Raw genomic sequence first — 15874 nt, 5'->3', positions numbered from 1 at the left:
GCGTATCACGACGTGAAATGACGTTCAAGACCCTGCCATACGCCGTCGTAGCCCTTCTGCAGATGGTCCGCGTTCGCCGCCTGCCCGGTCGCCGTCACCGGCCAGCGCGTCTCGAACATGAAGGCGAGACCGTCGTCGATCTTCTGCGGCCTCAGCTCGGCTGCGCTCGCCCGGTCGAAGGTGTCCCGGTCCGGGCCGTGCGCCGACATCATGTTGTGCAGCGAGCCGCCGCCGGGCACGAAGCCCTCGGCCTTGGCGTCGTACGCGCCCTCGATCAGGCCCATGTACTCGCTCATCACATTGCGGTGGAAGTAGGGCGGACGGAAGGTGTCCTCGCCGACCAGCCAGCGCGGCGCGAAGACCACGAAGTCGACGCCCGCGAGCCCGGGGGTGTCGGACGGCGAGGTCAGCACGGTGAAGACCGAAGGGTCCGGGTGGTCGTAGGAGATGGACCCCATGACATTGAAGCGGCGCAGGTCGTAGACGTAGGGGACATGGTTGCCGTGCCAGGCGACCACATCGAGGGGGGAGTGGTCGTAGGAGGCGGCCCAGAGGTTCCCGCAGAACTTGTTGACCACCTCCACCGGTCCGGCGGCCTCCTCGTACGCGGCTTTCGGCGCGAGGAAGTCCCGCGCGTTGGCCAGGCCGTTCGCGCCGATCGGGCCGAGGTCGGGCAGTTCGAAGGGCTGTCCGTAGTTCTCGCAGACATAGCCCCGGGCCCGCTCGTCCAGCAGCTCCACCCGGAAGCGGACGCCGCGCGGGATCAGCGCGACCTCGCCGGGCCGGGCGGCGAGCATCCCCAGCTCCGTGACGAGCAGCAGCCCGCCCAGCTCCGGGACGATCAGCAGCTCGCCGTCCGCGTCGCCGAACACCCGGTCCCGCATCGGAGCGTTGGCGTGGTACAGGTGCACGGCCATGCCGGTGCGCTGTGCCGCGTCCCCGTTGCCGCCCAGCGTCCACAGACCGGCGAGCCAGTCGGTGCCCGGGGCCGGCTCCGGCAGCGGGTTCCACCGCAGCCGGTTGGGGTCGGGGACGGTCTCGGTGAACGGCGCGGTGCGCAGCCGGCCGTTGTCGGCACGGCGGTACGGCGGATGGGCGGCCGAGGGCTTGATCCGGTACAGCCAGGAGCGGCGGTTGCGGGCCCGGGGCTCGGTGAACGCCGAGCCGCTCAGCTGCTCGGCGTACAGCCCCAGGGGGGCGCGCTGCGGGGTGTTGCGGCCGACGGGAAGCGCGCCGGGCACCGCCTCCGAGCTGTGCTCGTTGCCGAAGCCGGGGGAGTGCCCCAGCGCTCCGGCCGTCTTCCGTGCCCGCTCCATGGCCTGCTCGATGCCGCTCATCGCCGCTCCCGGTACTGAAAAGCCGAAGGGAATCCTATGGGTCACCGTAGGATTGGGTGAGCGCCCCGTCAACGCCAAACGCCCCCGCGTACGGGGGCGTGTCCGGGGGCCGTCCGGCGGGCCGCGCGCGGGCGCTGCGGCCCGGAAACCACCAGTAAGACGTTGACCTGGGGTTTTGCTCGTATTGCTCACACGTCAACATCTTGTTAACAGCTTTTGACGCGACCTAACGTCATCCGGACCGCCGCCTCCGGTGGGAGTTCAAGGATGAACGTTAGGTAGCCCATGCTGACAATCCTCGGCTTCGCCATGATCGCGACCTTCCTGGTCCTGATCATGATGAAGAAGATGTCGCCCATCGCGGCGCTCGTCCTCGTCCCCGCGCTCTTCTGTGTCCTTGTCGGCAAGGGTGCGCACCTCGGGGACTACGTCATCGAAGGCGTCGGCAACCTTGCCCCCACCGCCGCGATGCTCATGTTCGCGATCGTCTACTTCGGTGTGATGATCGATGTCGGTCTCTTCGACCCGATCGTCCGGGCCATCCTGCGCTTCTGCAAGGCCGACCCGATGCGGGTCGTGGTCGGCACGGCGCTGCTCGCCGCGATCGTCTCGCTGGACGGCGACGGCTCCACCACCTTCATGATCACCGTCTCGGCGATGTATCCGCTCTACAAGCGGCTCGGGATGAGCCTGGTCGTGATGACCGGTATCGCCGCCACCGCCAACGGCGTCATGAACACCCTGCCCTGGGGCGGCCCCACCGCCCGTGCGGCCACCGCGCTGAAGCTCGACGCGGGCGACATCTTCGTCCCGATGATCCCGGCGCTCGCCGTCGGACTGCTCTTCGTCTTCATCCTCGCCTACGTCCTCGGCATGCGGGAGCGCAAGCGCCTCGGCTACCTCTCCCTGGACCAGGCGCTGGCGACCGACAGCGAGACGGTGCTGGTCAAGGCGGGCGGCTCCGGCGCGCAGGCCGGCAAGGGCTCCGCCAAGGGCAAGGGCAAGGGCAAGAACAAGGGCGAGGGTTCCGCCGCCGGCTCCGGTGACAGCGCGGCCGACTCCCCGGCCCCGGCCCCCGGACAGGGCGGCGACGAGGGCTTCCAGGGCCTCGACCCCAACCGCGAGACCCTGCGCCCCAAGCTCTACTGGTTCAACGCCGGCCTCACCATCGCCCTCCTCACCGCGATGATCATGGAGCTGCTGCCCATCCCGGTCCTCTTCATCCTCGGCGCGGCGCTCGCCCTCACGGTCAACTACCCGAACATGGCCGACCAGCGGGCCCGGATCGGCGCGCACGCCGAGAACGTCCTCAACGTCGCGGGCATGGTCTTCGCCGCCGCCGTCTTCACCGGAGTCCTCACCGGCACCGGCATGGTCAAGCACATGGCGGACTGGCTCGTCGGGGCCATCCCCGAGGGCATGGGCCCGCACATGGCCATCGTCACCGGTCTGCTGAGCCTCCCGCTCACCTACTTCATGTCGAACGACGGCTTCTATTTTGGTGTGCTGCCCGTCCTCGCCGAGGCCGGCGCCGCCCACGGCGTCTCCCCGCTGGAGATCGCCCGCGCCTCCCTCGTCGGCCAGGCCCTCCACATGTCCAGCCCGCTGGTCCCCGCCGTCTACGTCCTCGTCGGCATGGCCAAGGTCGAGTTCGGCGACCACACCCGCTTCACGGTCAAGTGGGCCGCGCTCACCTCGCTCGTGGTGCTCGCCGCCGGAGTCGTCTTCGGCATCATCTGACGGACGTCCGAAGGCCTCACCCCCGGTGAGCCCCCGGACGATCCCCCGGGCGGTCTCCCCACCGCCCCCCGCCGCCCCCGGTGTCACACCGGGGGCGGCGCATTCATCCCGTTTGCTGTGTTTCAGGTGCGGTGGCCGCGCCCGCCCCCGCGGAAAAGCTCCCCCAGGGAATTGGAAGGCGTTCATCATCGCGAGGGCCAGAACCGCACTTTGGCCGACGAAATAGGAAAAGGCCAGGTTAAACATCCGTCGGGATGATTCCCCGGCCGGGGTTAGTCAGCTATTTTCAAGCGTCTCAGCCGATCCCCATCTGACCCGGCGGGACCCCCACATGACTCGCGCTATTTCCCTTCATAACGTCAGCAAACGATACGGACGGGCACCGCGCGCCGTCGACCGATTGACCCTGGACATCGAAGCCGGAGAATTCCTGGTACTCCTCGGGCCCTCCGGCTGCGGAAAGTCCACCGTGCTGCGCATGATCGCGGGACTTGAGGCGATCACTGATGGTGAACTGCGGCTCGACGGCCAACTCGCCAACGACATGCCGCCCGGCGACCGCGATATGGCCATGGTCTTCCAGAACTTCGCGCTCTATCCGAACATGACCAACCGCGACAACATCGGCTTTCCCCTGCTGGTGGAGAACCCCCGGGAGGACCGGGGTCCGCGCGTCGACGCCACCGCCCGGAAGCTCGGTATCGAGGACGTCCTCGACCGCTACCCGAGCCAGCTCTCCGGAGGCGAGCGCCAACGCGTCGCCATGGGCCGTGCGATCTCCCGGCGGCCCTCCGTCTTTCTCATGGACGAGCCGCTCTCCAACATCGACGCCAAGTTACGCATTCAGCTCCGCTCCGAAATCGCCCAGCTCACGCGCGAGATGGGTGTCACCACCGTCTATGTCACCCACGACCAGGCCGAGGCGATGTCACTCGGCGACCGGGTGGCGGTGATACGCGGCGGAGTGCTTCAGCAGGTCGGAGCCCCGCGCGACATCTACGCCCTGCCCGACAACGTCTTCGTCGCCGCGTTCATCGGCACCCCCCGGATCAATCTCGTCCAGGGCTTCGTCCACGCGCCGCCGCGCGAAGGGATGACGCTGGACCTGGGCAGCCAGCGGCTCCCCCTGCCCGAGCCGCTCAGCGTCGACCATCAGCTGCTCCGTATCCAGCAGGGCCGGCCGGTCATCGTCGGACTGCGCTCCGAGGCCACCAGGATCGGCCTCCCCAGCCAGGCCAGACCCGGCGAGGTGCCGCTGACCGGAACCGTCGCGAACACCGACTACCAGGGCCACGAGGCACTCGTCTACGTCGACATCGGCTCCGAGCCCGCCGTCGTCGCCGATCTGGAGTCCCCCCGCCCGGACGGCTCGCCGCGCCGCAGAAGAGCCCGGCCGCGTCCGGGAGTCCTGGGCCGGCTGAAGGGGCGTACGGTCGCGCGAACGCCGGGTCCGCCACTGGCGCTCGGCGGATCACCGCGCCTCCCCTACAACCCGTACGCCTCCTACGACCCCGCCGCCCAGCGCGTCGGCGCGGGCGAGCTGGTCGTACGCACCCCTCCCAGCCTCTGGCTCCAGAAGGGCGCGCAGGTGCCCCTGCTGGTCGACCTGGCGCATCTCTACGTCTTCGACCGCCACGGCCGCAGGGTCTCCCCGGCCCCCGCCGAAATGCTCGGCGAGGATGTGTGAAGGACGGGTGAATCCCGGCCGGCGGCCGTCGGCGGGCCGTCATCGTGTGGGCGGGCGCACGAGCGGGGCGTCCCCGGAGGAGCGCGATGAAGGCCCATGACGCGATGTACATCGACGGCCGGTGGCGGCCCGCCGCCACCGCGGACACCATCGCCGTGGTGAACCCGGCCGACGAACGGACCGTCGCCCGTGTCCCGGCCGGCGCCGCCGAGGACGTCGACGCCGCCGTGCGCGCCGCCCGCGCCGCGTTCCCCGGCTGGGCCGCGACCCCGCCCGCCGGGCGCGCGGCCCGGATCGCGGCGCTCCGCGACGCCCTGGCGGCCCGCGCCGACGCGTTCACCGAGACGATCACCGCCGAACTGGGCGCGCCGCCCGACCTCGCCCGGACGGTCCACGCCGGGCTGCCGGTGGTGATCGCGGACTCCTTCGCGCGGCTGGCCGCCACGCACTCCTTCGAGGAGACCGTCGGAAACTCCACCGTGCTGCTGGAGCCCGTCGGCGTGGTCGGCGCGATCACCCCCTGGAACTATCCGCTCCACCAGATCGTCGCCAAGGCCGCCGCCGCCCTCGCGGCGGGCTGCGCCGTCGTGGTCAAGCCCTCCGAGGAGACCCCGCTGACCGCCCAGCTCTTCGCGGAGGCCGTCCACGAGGCGGACCTGCCCGCCGGGACGGTCAATGTGGTCACCGGCCTCGGCCCGGTCGCCGGGGCCGCCCTCGCCGCGCACGACGGCGTCGACCTGGTCTCCTTCACCGGCTCCACGGCGGTCGGCCGGCGGATCGGCGCGGTCGCCGGAGCGGCCGTCAAACGCGTCGCGCTGGAGCTGGGCGGCAAATCGGCCAGCGTCATCCTGCCCGGGGCCGACCTCCGGACGGCGGTCCGCGCGAGCGTCGCCCAGGTGATGTTCAACTCCGGCCAGACCTGCAGCGCCTGGTCCCGGCTGCTGATCCACCGCGATCAGTACGAGGAGGCCGTGGCCCTCGCGGCCGAGGAGGCCGCCGGACACACCCCGGGGGAGCGGATCGGCCCGCTCGTCAGCGAGCGGCAGCTGCGGAGCGTCCTCGGCCACATCGACAGGGCCGTCGCCGAGGGGGCCCGGCTGGTCACGGGCGGCCCGGCCGCGCCCCGCGACCTCGGCCACTACGTCAGCCCCACCGTCTTCGCCGATGTCACCCCCGGGATGGCCGTCGCGCAGGAGGAGATCTTCGGCCCGGTCGTGGCACTGCTGCGGTACGAGGACGAGGAGGACGCCCTCCGGATCGCCAACGGCACGGTGTACGGCCTGGGCGGCGCGGTCTGGGCGGCGGACGACGCGACGGCCGCCGCCTTCGCCCGCCGCATGGACGCCGGGCAGATCGACGTCAACGGCGGCCGGTTCAACCCGCTCGCCCCCTTCGGCGGATACAAGCGCTCGGGCTTCGGCCGGGAGCTGGGCGCGCACGGGCTGGCGGAGTACCTCCAGACCAAGTCCCTCCAGTTCTGACCGCCGGTCAAGCCCGCACCGGCGGTCAGCGCAGCGCCTCGGGGGCGATGCCGAGCAGCTCGGCCAGGGCCCGCTCCCCCTCGGCGGTCACCCGCACCGCCCGCTCCGAGCCGATCCGTACGCACCAGCCCGAGTCCAGCGCGTACCGGCACAGCTCGGCCCCCGCGGCCCCCGCGAGATGCGGTCTGCGCTCGGTCCAGTCCAGACACGCCCGTACGACCGGCCGCCGCCCCCGCGCCCGCAGCGGCTCCAGACCCAGCGCGGCGAACCACTCCGTACCCCGGGCGGTCAGCGCGAAGCCGGACTCCTGGAGCAGCAGTCCGCGTACGGTCATCGCCTCGGTGATCGCGATCCCGAGCCGGCCCGCGAGATGGTCGTAACAGGTGCGCCCCCGGGCCATCGCGCTGCGCGCGCCCGCCGCCCGCAGCGATGCGGGCGCGGCCGGGGGCCCCGGCTCGGTGTGGGCGGCCAGCTCCTCCACCAGATACGCCGTACGGGCGTCGGCCAGCCGTACGTACCGGTGCCGTCCCTGCCGCTCCTCGGCCAGCAGCCCGCCCGCGACGAGCCTGCCCAGATGCTCGCTGGCGGTGGACGGCGCGACCCGGACATGCCGGGCCAGCTCACCGGCGGTCCAGGCGCGGCCGTCCAGCAGGGCGAGACAGAAACGGGCCCGGGTCTCGTCGGCGAGCAGCGCGGCGAAAGCGGCGAGAGCGGATGCGGTCATGCCTCCAGGGTCGCGCATCCACCTTTCGGCGCGGGCCGAACTATGCTGGTGCGACCCGGTCCCGGCCGGTCCAGGCCGTCGTACGGCACACAGCCGCCCGAAGCTAAGCGCTTGCTCAGCTTCGGGGTATGGTGTTCCCCTGCCGGTGAGAGAAGAGGCGAGCCATGGCCGCGGCCGAGGAGACCGACTGCGAGAACGTGCCGTGGGGCGAGGTCACCCCCGAAGCGGCGCGCAAGCTGCTCGTGGCCGCCGTCGAGGCGTTCGCCGAGCGCGGCTATCACGCGACGACCACCCGTGACATCGCGGGCCGCGCCGGAATGAGCCCCGCCGCCCTCTACATCCACTACAAGACCAAGGAAGAGCTGCTCCACCGGATCAGCCGGATCGGGCACGAGCGGGCGCTCGAAGTGCTGGAGACCGCCTCCGGGCGCGCCGGCACCCCCGGCGAGCGGCTCGCCGAAGCCGTCGGCTCCTTCGTCCGCTGGCACGCCGGACGGCACGACACCGCCCGTGTGGTGCAGTACGAACTGGACGCGCTCTCCGAGGAGCACCGCGCCGAGATCGTGGCGCTGCGCCGCCGCAGCGACGCCGTGGTGCGCGGCATCCTGCGCGAGGGTGTCGAGAGCGGGGAGTTCGACGTCCCCGACGTTCCGGGGACCACCCTCGCCGTGCTCTCGCTCTGCATCGACGTGGCGCGCTGGTTCAATGTCCAGGGCCGCCGCACGCCCGAAGAGGTCGGCGCGCTCTACGCCGATCTCGTGCTGCGGATGGTCTCGGCACGCCGGTAGACGGGAGTCCGGCGGCAGCCGGAGCCCCGGGCCGGCGGCGGAGGCGGAAGCTTCAGAAGTAGTAGCGGGAGAGCGACTCGGCCACGCACACCGGCTTCTCGCCGCCCTCGCGCTCGACCGTGACCAGGGCCGTCACCTGCACCCCGCCGGCCGCCGCCGCCGTGACCTCCCGCAGCTCCGCCGTGGCCCGCAGCCGGGAGCCCACCGGCACCGGAGCGGGGAAGCGCACCTTGCCGGTGCCGTAGTTGAGGCCCATGCGCGCGCCCTCGACCCGCATCACCTGGGGGACCAGGGCCGGCAGCAGCGAGAGCGTGAGATATCCGTGGGCGATGGTCGCCCCGAAGGGCCCGTCCGCCGCCCGCGCGGGATCCACATGGATCCACTGGTGGTCGCCGGTCGCCTCGGCGAAGAGGTCGATCCGCCGCTGGTCGATCTCCAGCCAGTCGCTGTGCCCCAGCGGCTCGCCCACCCCGGCGCGCAGCTCCTCGGCGGAGGCGAAGATCCTCGGCTCGGCCATCCCTGGTCCCTGCCTCTCGGTGGCGTCCTTCCGCTCACCGGCGCCGGCTCCCGGGGCCACGCCTGAGCGCTCGCTCAGCATGGTCGGCGGGTGTGCTTCTGTCAACGGAGGCGCACCGGCCCCCGCCGGGCAGGGACTACGCTTGGAGGGGTGTCCCAGTTTTCGGATAAGACTCACGAGTTGACGGTCGGTCAGCTCTCCGAGCGCAGCGGCGCCGCCGTGTCCGCCCTCCACTTCTACGAGTCCAAAGGGCTCATCAGCAGCCGCCGGACCACCGGCAATCAGCGCCGCTACCCCCGGGACGCCCTGCGCCGGGTGGCCTTCGTCCGCGCGGCGCAGCGGGTCGGCATCCCGCTCGCCACGATCCGGGAGGCGCTGGCGGAGCTGCCCGAGGAGCGCACCCCCGACCGGGACGACTGGGCCCGGCTCTCCCATGTGTGGCGCAAGGAGCTGGACGAGCGGATCAAGCAGCTCGGGCGGCTGCGGGACCATCTCACCGACTGCATCGGCTGCGGCTGTCTCTCGCTGGAGACCTGTGTGCTGTCCAACCCCGAGGACGCGTTCGGCCGCCAGATGGCCGGTTCACGGCTGATGCCCGTCCGCTACAAGGACGCCGACTGAGCCGCGGCCGGAGTGGGGTGTCCCGCCGCCCGGGGCGTGGACGGCGGGTTCGCGCTTCCTGCCGGGTGTCCGGGCCCCGGAGCGCTTCTGACGGCTCAGGCCACCGGGGCGAGGCAGCCGCGTCCCGCCTCCTTGGCGCTCGCCACGGCCTGTGACGTCAGCACGGGCCGCGGCACGACTATGCCGCAGCCCGTGCAGACCGGCCCGGTCCACGGCTCGCTGGTCAGATCCGCCCGCCACACGATCCCCGTGGCCTCGCAGACGGGACAGGAGTCACCCGGTTCGTTCTCCAGCGCGGCGATCAGCCGCCGCAGCACCTCGTCCAGCGGGGCCGCCGGATGGCAGGACGGGTGGTCGCAGCGCGCCACCCCGTGCCCGCCCCAGGTCCGCCGGTGCCAGTCGTCGACGGAGCCCGGCCTGCGCAGCCCGTCGTGCTTCTCCCGCCTGCGGCGGTCCGCGAAGCTCTCCTCGTAGGCGAGCCACACGGCCCGCGCCCGCTCCAGCTCCTCCAGCGCGGCCACCAGCCGCACCGGATCGGGCGCGCGGTCCTCGGACTCGATCCCGTGCCGCACACACAGGTGGTCCCATGTCGCCCGATGTCCATAAGGGGCGAACCTCTCCAGGCACTTGCGCAGTGAGTAGCGCCTCAGCGCCAGATCACACCGCGTGTCACGCACCTGTCTCGCAAGACTCCGGAAACCGGCCATCGCACTGCCACCTCCGTCGCTCGTCCATCGAGCGTCGATGTTTGGACGTACGCCTGCCCGATCCGGCTCCATCGAAAATGAGAAGCTCCGGACTACGGCATGTCCAGCACAAAGCAGCAGGTCAGAAGTGTGTGATCTTCCTCGCGGCAGCTGTTCGGAATATTTTTCGCCCCTCTCTCCAGCCGTCCGCCCGGCGGTCCGTTCAGCGCCCGATGCGCCCCGCGGCGACCACCACCCGGGCCAGCTCCCGATGGCAGATGTCACTGTGCGCACCGGCCGGCGGCCCGCCGCGCCGCACCACCGAGGCGGTGTCCACGCTCACACACCCCGTGCGGGGAACGCCCCGCGTCAGCGCCTCCTCCAGGGTCAGCCGCACCGGCGGCGGGGCCGAGCCCTGGAGACCGCTGTGCCCGGCGGCCCACCAACGGGGGTCGGGCCCGCCCGCGTTCCTGTCGTCCCCGGCGAGCCGGGAGGCCAGCGGGTAGATCACCCCGAGCGCGCTGTCGTGCCGCGAGTAGCAGGCCACCACCGGACCGTCGACCCGGTGCTCCATCGCCCGCAGCGCGCCCGAGTTCTGGGCCGCGTGCGGCAGGCTCGGCGCGAACGCGTAGTGCGAGAAGGCCCCCTGGAGCAGCGTCACCGACTTCACGCTGCGCACCCCGTCGGGCAGTCCGCGCAGCGCGAAGGCGACCAGCCGGGCCCCCTGGCTGTGACCGACCAGATGTACGCGCATCCCGGGCCGGCCGCGGGCGAGCCGCCCCAGCAGCGGACCGAGCCCCAGCTCCCCGACGGCCCCCGCGCGGCGCTTCATCGCGTAGTACGTGGTCTGCCGCAGCAACTCCTTCGCCCCGCGCCAGGCCGTCCGCGTCCCGCCCCCGACGACCGGCGGAGCGCCTGGCTCCGCCCCTTCCAGCGCCCGTGCGAAGCTCTGGCACAGCGTCAGGGCGTCCTCGTACAGCAGCGCGGGCGGCCCCTGCTCGTCCTGCGGCAGATCGTCTGTGAAGCAGTCCTCAAGCCCGCCCGCCGGGGCCTGGGCCAGCCGCCGCACCAGCCTGCCGAACTCGGCGAACGCCTCCGGGGCCGCCGGCCGCTCCTCCAGGAGTCCGGTGAGCCGGGCCACCGCGGCCGTGTGCCCGGGGAAGAGTTCCCGCAGGGCGGCGAGGGTCGCGGGGTCCAGCCCCGGACCGGCCGGTCCGGCCGGCCGGCCGAAGCCGGGCACCGGCTCGTCGGCGAACCGCATCGACGGCCAGCCGATCCCCGCGTACCCCAGCCGCACCCGGGGTGACACCAGCGAGGGGAAGGGCGCGAAGAAGGCGGAGTGCAGCCGGGCGGCCGTCGCGGGGGAGTTGTTCCAGCCATGCGCGAACATCACCAGATCGGTGACGTCCAGCTTCAGCAGCCGGTCCGGACCCGCCCCGTCGAGGTCGCCGTCCTGGCCGAAGGAGATGTCCTGATACGGCTCCACGCTCATGTCCGGCATGACTGTCCTTCCCCCGGTACATCCTCTTCCGACACCAGGATCCGGCGTCGGAGGAGGGACGGCCAGACCCGGGACCACCGAATCCGGCCATGTACGGGTTCGGGGCGGAGGTTTCCGCATACTCGCGGGCCGGCCGGGGAAGGCGCGCGTGCTCAGTAGCGCAGATACGCCTTCCGTACGGAGCGGAAGGCGGCCAGCTCCTCCTGCCACGCGCCGACCACCTCGTCGGGACCGGCCCCCGCGTCGATCGAGGTGCGGACCTTCACCGAGCCGGTGAGCTTGTCGATCCAGTGGTCGGGCCGCCAGGCGAAGCCGCTCCAGGACCGTTTGGCCGTCACCAGCAGCGCGACGGCGGTGCGCACCGGGTCGAAGACCTCCCGGTCGTGGACGTGGAGCTGCACCCCGCCGACGGTCTTCCCCTGGAACTTGGAGAACGTCGGAGTGAAGTACGCCTCCCGGAACCGCACCCCCGGCAGCTCCAGGGCGTTCGCCGCCTCGGCCCAGCGGCGGTCCACGCCCTCCGCGCCCAGCAGTTCGAAGGGGCGGGTCGTGCCCCGGCCCTCGGAGAGGTTGGTGCCTTCGAAGAGACAGGTGCCCGCGTAGACCAGCGCGGTCTCGGGCGTCGGCATATTGGGGCTCGGCGGCACCCACGGCAGCCCCGTCTCGTCGAAGAAGTCCGAGCGCCGCCACCCCGACATCCGTACGGTCTCCAGCTCCACCGGCCTCTCGCCCAGGAACTCGCCGTTGAAGAGCCGCGCCAGCTCGGTCACCGTCATCCCGTGCGCCTGCGGGATCGGCTCCCGTCCCACGAAGGTCGCGAAGGGGCGCTCCAGCACCGGGCCGAGGGCGGCCCGCCCGGTCACCGGGTTGGGCCGGTCCAGCACGACGAACCGTTTCCCCGCGAGCGCCGCCGCCTTCATGCAGTCGTACAGCGTCCAGATGTAGGTGTAGAAGCGCGCGCCGACGTCCTGGATGTCAAAGACGACCGTGTCCACCCCGGAGGCGGTGAAGATGTCGGCGAGCGGCTGACCGCTCTTCAGATAGGTGTCGTACACCGGCAGTCCGGTCGCCGGATCGTCGTACCGCCCCTCCGAGCCGCCCGCCTGGGCGGTGCCCCGGAAGCCGTGCTCCGGGCCGAAGACGGCGATCAGGTCGACGCGTTCGTCGGCGTGCATCACATCCACGACATGGCGTACGCCGGAGGTGACCCCGGTCGGATTGGTGACCACCCCGACCCGCTGCCCGGCCAGCCGGTCGTAGCCGTCGGCGGCGAGCCGGTCGAATCCGGTACGCACCCGCACCCGCCCGCGCCGCCCGGCCCCGGCTGCGGCCTCGGCCCCGGCCCCGGTCCGGACTCCGGTCTGGGCCGCGGCGCTCGGTCCGGCGGTCGCGGCCAGCGCCCCGGCCGCTCCGGCACCGGCCAGCAGCCCCCTTCTGGACAGGCTCATCGGACTCCCCCCGTACGGACTGTCTGTCATGGCCACGCACGCTAGCGCGCCCCGCCGCCGCGCGGAACGACCCCGGCGGAACGTTCCTCCCGGGTCCGCCGCCCGGCGCACCGCTCAGACCACGACCGCCACCGCGAACCCCGCGAGACCCACCGTGCACACCACCGCCGTCAGGGCCATCCGTCCGGGCAGCGCCGAAGGCACCGGCCCGGCCCCCAGCGTCCGTACCCGCCGGTGCGCCAGCAGCAGAAACCCCAGCCACACCAGCACACTGAGCGCCACCGCGACCGTCCCCACCGGGCCGGTCCCGCCGGTCACCGCCTGACGGCCCGCGAACACGGCCGCCACGGTGAACGCCAGCGTCGTACGGCGCCACGCCAGCCGGGTCCGCTCCGGCTGAAGCCCCGGATCCCGCTCGGGCACCGGTTCCGGTTCTTGTTCCGGTTCCGGATCCCGGTCCGGCGGCGGCGTCGTCACCGGCCGCCCTCCCAGCCGAAGAGCACCACGGCCACCATGGCCACCGCCAGGGCCGCGATCACCAGGCTCAGCACCGTCGGGAAGCGCGACACCGGAAGATCCTCGCCGCGCCGCATCGCCCGCTCGCACCGCACCCAGTGGTTGACCGCCCGCAGCGCGCACAGCACCCCCGCGCCCAGCAGCGCCAGCGCCAGCCCGGCCCGTACGCCCCAGCGCAGATCCGGCAGGAACTGGTCCACGGCGAATCCGCCGCCGATCAGCGCCAGCGCCGTCCGCAGCCAGGCCAGGAAGGTCCGCTCATTGGCGAGCGAGAACCGGTAGTCGGGCGTCCGGCCCTCCTCGCGCACCCGCTGGGGGGCGAACCACAGCCGCAGGCTCCGCGCGATGTCCTTCACCTTTCGCACACTACCCGCGAAACGATCATAGGATCAGGGGCGAAGGGCCCGGAGACGGCGGTAGGCGGCCAGCCCGTCCGGTGCCCACTCCCACACGTCCAGCAGCGATTCCAGCTCGGCCTCCGGCAGAAAAGCGTGCCAGTCGACCTCCTCCTTCTGAGGATTCACCGGCGTCTCACAGCGCACCTCGTACACCGCCGACCACCAGCTCCGCCCCGCCCCGCCCTCGTACAGAAACCTGAACAGCGGCACGGGCCGGGGGAGTCCCGTGACCCCCAGCTCCTCCTCGGCCTCCCGCAGCGCCGCCGTGTCGTAGCTCTCGCCCGCCCCCACGACACCGCCCACGAACATGTCGTACAGCGCGGGGAAGATCACCTTGTCCGCCGCCCTGCGATGGACGAAGACCCGGCCCAGGCCGTCCCTGGCCAGCACGAACACACAACGGTGGCGCAGCCCGCGGGCATAGACATCGGCCCGCCGGGCCTGCCCCGTCACCCGGTCGGACTCGTCCACCACATCAAGGATCTCGTCAGCGCTCATTCCGCGCCCACCCGTCCGTCCGCTCGATTCCCCATCCCGCCGAAACCGTTGACGGGCCCTCACACCGTACGGAAGATCGGACCGGCCGGACCGGCCGGGGCGTTCCCACCGCGCGTCCGGCCGGACCCGTACCGACCCCGCCGGACAAGGATGGAACAAGCGATGGCGTACGACGCTGATGTGATCGTGATCGGGGCAGGCCTGGCGGGGCTGGTCGCCACCGCGGAGCTGGCCGCCGCCGGGCGCAGGGTCATCCTGCTCGACCAGGAGCCGGAGCAGTCCCTCGGCGGGCAGGCCCACTGGTCCCTCGGCGGGCTCTTCCTGGTCGACTCGCCCGAGCAGCGCCGGCTGCGCGTCCGCGACAGCCGCGACCTCGCGCTCCAGGACTGGCTGGGCACGGCCGGCTTCGACCGCGAGGAGGACGGCTGGCCCCGCCGCTGGGCCGAGGCGTACGTCGACTTCGCGGCCGGCGAGAAGCGGGCCTGGCTGCACGCCCGGGGCGTACGGTTCTTCCCGGTCGTCGGCTGGGCCGAACGAGGCGGCCACGACGCCACGGGCCAGGGGAACTCCGTACCCCGCTTCCATCTCACCTGGGGCACCGGACCGGGTGTCGTCGCCCCCTTCGCCCGGCGGGTCGCCGACGGGGTCGCCCGAGGCCTGGTCCAGCTGCGCTTCCGGCACCGGGTCACCGGCCTCGGCCGCAGCGCGGGAGTGGTCGACACCGTCAGCGGCGAGGTGCTCGAACCCTCCGCCGCCCCGCGCGGCACCGCCAGCGGACGGGAGGTCGCCGGGGCCTTCGAACTGCGCGCCCAAGCCGTGATCATCACCTCCGGGGGCATCGGCGGCAACCACGATCTCGTCCGCGCCAACTGGCCCGATCGCCTGGGCACCCCGCCCGCGAAGCTGCTCTCCGGCGTCCCCGCCCATGTCGACGGGCTGATGCTGGGCGTCGCCGAGCGCGTGGGCGCGAGCCACATCAACCGCGACCGGATGTGGCACTACACCGAGGGCATCGAGAACTGGAACCCCGTCTGGGCCCGGCACGGCATCCGGATCCTCCCCGGCCCCTCCTCGCTCTGGCTCGACGCGCGCGGCCGGCGGCTCCCGGTGCCGCTCTTCCCCGGCTTCGACACCCTGGGCACCCTCGAACACATCATGCGCTCCGGCTACGACCACACCTGGTTCGTCCTGAACCGGCGGATCATCGCCAAGGAGTTCGCCCTCTCCGGCTCCGAGCAGAACCCCGACCTCACGGGGAAGTCCGTGCGCCAGGTGCTCGGGCGGGCGCGCGCCGGGGTGCCGGGGCCGGTGCGGGCCTTCATGGAAAGCGGCGCGGACTTCGTCGTCGAGCGGGATCTCGCCGCGCTGGTGCGCGGCATGAACGCGATCGGCGGGGAGCCGCTGATCGAGGAGTCGGAGCTGCGCCGCGAGATCGTCGCCCGCGACCGGGAGATCCGGCACCCCTTCACCAAGGACCTCCAGGTCATGGCGGTCCGAGGGGCCCGCAACTACCTCGGCGACCGGCTCGTCCGCACCGTCGCCCCGCACCGGATCCTGGACCCGGCCGCCGGCCCGCTGATCGCCGTACGGCTGAACATCCTCACCCGGAAATCGCTCGGCGGACTGGAGACCGACCTCTCCTCACGGGTGCTGGACGTGGACGGCGAGCCGCTGGAGGGGCTGTACGCGGCGGGGGAGGCCGCCGGCTTCGGCGGCGGCGGAATGCACGGGTACCGCTCGCTGGAGGGCACCTTCCTCGGCGGCTGCCTCTTCTCCGGCCGCGCCGCCGGCCGGGCAGCTGCGCGCGCGGTGTGAGCCGCCCGCGGGCGGGGTCGCCGGGGCGACCGGGGGCACTCACGCCAGAAGGCGTCGGGCGGACTCCTCAAGAGTCCGCCCGACGCCCCGGGTCACCGCGTGAAGCGCCGCACCGCG

General features: G+C 72.4%; 15 protein-coding genes. 6 read left to right on the top strand and 9 right to left on the bottom strand.

Annotated features, from left to right (window positions below):
- Positions 1-5: 5 nt before the first annotated feature.
- Complete coding sequence (gene hmgA, locus ABD371_RS09590) at positions 6-1337, bottom strand: homogentisate 1,2-dioxygenase (protein WP_344474847.1); 1332 nt, start codon at positions 1335-1337, stop codon at positions 6-8.
- 285 nt (positions 1338-1622) lie between these two features.
- Here hmgA and ABD371_RS09585 point away from each other — a divergent pair, with 285 nt between their 5' ends.
- The 3 genes from ABD371_RS09585 (at position 1623) to ABD371_RS09575 (ending at position 6245) form a co-directional block, all read left to right on the top strand.
- A complete protein-coding gene (locus ABD371_RS09585; RefSeq protein WP_344474845.1) occupies positions 1623-3077 on the top strand; it encodes a CitMHS family transporter in 1455 nt (484 codons plus the stop codon).
- A gap of 331 nt (positions 3078-3408) precedes the next feature.
- Positions 3409-4764 carry an ABC transporter ATP-binding protein gene (locus ABD371_RS09580; RefSeq protein WP_344474843.1) on the top strand — a complete coding sequence of 452 codons (1356 nt, stop codon included), beginning with the start codon at positions 3409-3411 and terminating at the stop codon, positions 4762-4764.
- Between the two features lie 86 nt (positions 4765-4850).
- On the top strand, positions 4851-6245 hold the full coding sequence (locus ABD371_RS09575; protein WP_344474841.1) for an aldehyde dehydrogenase family protein: 1395 nt from the start codon (positions 4851-4853) through the stop codon (positions 6243-6245).
- A gap of 25 nt (positions 6246-6270) precedes the next feature.
- Here ABD371_RS09575 and ABD371_RS09570 read toward each other — a convergent pair whose 3' ends face one another.
- On the bottom strand, positions 6271-6969 hold the full coding sequence (locus tag ABD371_RS09570; protein ID WP_344474839.1) for an ArsR/SmtB family transcription factor: 699 nt from the start codon (positions 6967-6969) through the stop codon (positions 6271-6273).
- 164 nt (positions 6970-7133) lie between these two features.
- On the opposite strand from ABD371_RS09570, the gene ABD371_RS09565 reads away from it, so the two are divergent.
- Positions 7134-7757, top strand: coding sequence for a TetR/AcrR family transcriptional regulator (locus tag ABD371_RS09565; protein ID WP_344474837.1), 624 nt, complete (start codon positions 7134-7136; stop codon positions 7755-7757).
- A gap of 52 nt (positions 7758-7809) precedes the next feature.
- Here ABD371_RS09565 and ABD371_RS09560 read toward each other — a convergent pair whose 3' ends face one another.
- Positions 7810-8274, bottom strand: coding sequence for a MaoC family dehydratase (locus tag ABD371_RS09560; protein WP_344474835.1), 465 nt, complete (start codon positions 8272-8274; stop codon positions 7810-7812).
- Between the two features lie 150 nt (positions 8275-8424).
- Between ABD371_RS09560 and soxR the strand changes: the two genes are divergently transcribed.
- Positions 8425-8895, top strand: a complete 471-nt coding sequence (gene soxR, locus ABD371_RS09555) for a redox-sensitive transcriptional activator SoxR (RefSeq protein WP_344474833.1) — start codon at positions 8425-8427, stop codon at positions 8893-8895.
- 95 nt (positions 8896-8990) lie between these two features.
- On the opposite strand, the gene ABD371_RS09550 is transcribed toward soxR, so the two are convergent.
- The 6 genes from ABD371_RS09550 to ABD371_RS09525 all read right to left on the bottom strand — a co-directional run bounded on the left by ABD371_RS09550 (position 8991) and on the right by ABD371_RS09525 (position 13942).
- Entirely contained in the window at positions 8991-9602 is a 612-nt protein-coding gene (locus tag ABD371_RS09550) for a hypothetical protein (RefSeq protein WP_344474831.1), read from the bottom strand.
- Positions 9603-9804: 202 nt separating this feature from the next.
- Positions 9805-11082, bottom strand: a complete 1278-nt coding sequence (locus ABD371_RS09545; RefSeq protein WP_381734632.1) for a serine-threonine protein kinase — start codon at positions 11080-11082, stop codon at positions 9805-9807.
- Between the two features lie 152 nt (positions 11083-11234).
- Positions 11235-12530 carry an exo-beta-N-acetylmuramidase NamZ family protein gene (locus ABD371_RS09540; RefSeq protein WP_344474829.1) on the bottom strand — a complete coding sequence of 432 codons (1296 nt, stop codon included), beginning with the start codon at positions 12528-12530 and terminating at the stop codon, positions 11235-11237.
- Positions 12531-12644: 114 nt separating this feature from the next.
- Positions 12645-13007 (bottom strand): DUF202 domain-containing protein, encoded by a 363-nt coding sequence (locus ABD371_RS09535; protein ID WP_344474827.1) that lies wholly within the window; start codon positions 13005-13007, stop codon positions 12645-12647.
- Positions 13004-13402 (bottom strand): YidH family protein, encoded by a 399-nt coding sequence (locus ABD371_RS09530; RefSeq protein ID WP_190124471.1) that lies wholly within the window; start codon positions 13400-13402, stop codon positions 13004-13006. The genes ABD371_RS09535 and ABD371_RS09530 overlap by 4 nt, the downstream gene beginning before the upstream one ends.
- A gap of 33 nt (positions 13403-13435) precedes the next feature.
- A complete protein-coding gene (locus tag ABD371_RS09525) occupies positions 13436-13942 on the bottom strand; it encodes an NUDIX hydrolase (protein ID WP_344474824.1) in 507 nt (168 codons plus the stop codon).
- A gap of 162 nt (positions 13943-14104) precedes the next feature.
- Between ABD371_RS09525 and ABD371_RS09520 the strand changes: the two genes are divergently transcribed.
- Complete coding sequence (locus ABD371_RS09520) at positions 14105-15757, top strand: FAD-binding dehydrogenase (RefSeq protein WP_344474822.1); 1653 nt, start codon at positions 14105-14107, stop codon at positions 15755-15757.
- Positions 15758-15874: the final 117 nt, after the last annotated feature.

The organism is Streptomyces amakusaensis, from assembly GCF_039532665.1.
Taxonomy (GTDB): Bacteria; Actinomycetota; Actinomycetes; order Streptomycetales; family Streptomycetaceae; genus Streptomyces; species Streptomyces amakusaensis.
Note: the sequence above shows the minus strand (reverse complement) of the source record. Positions and strands in the feature narration are given on the sequence as shown.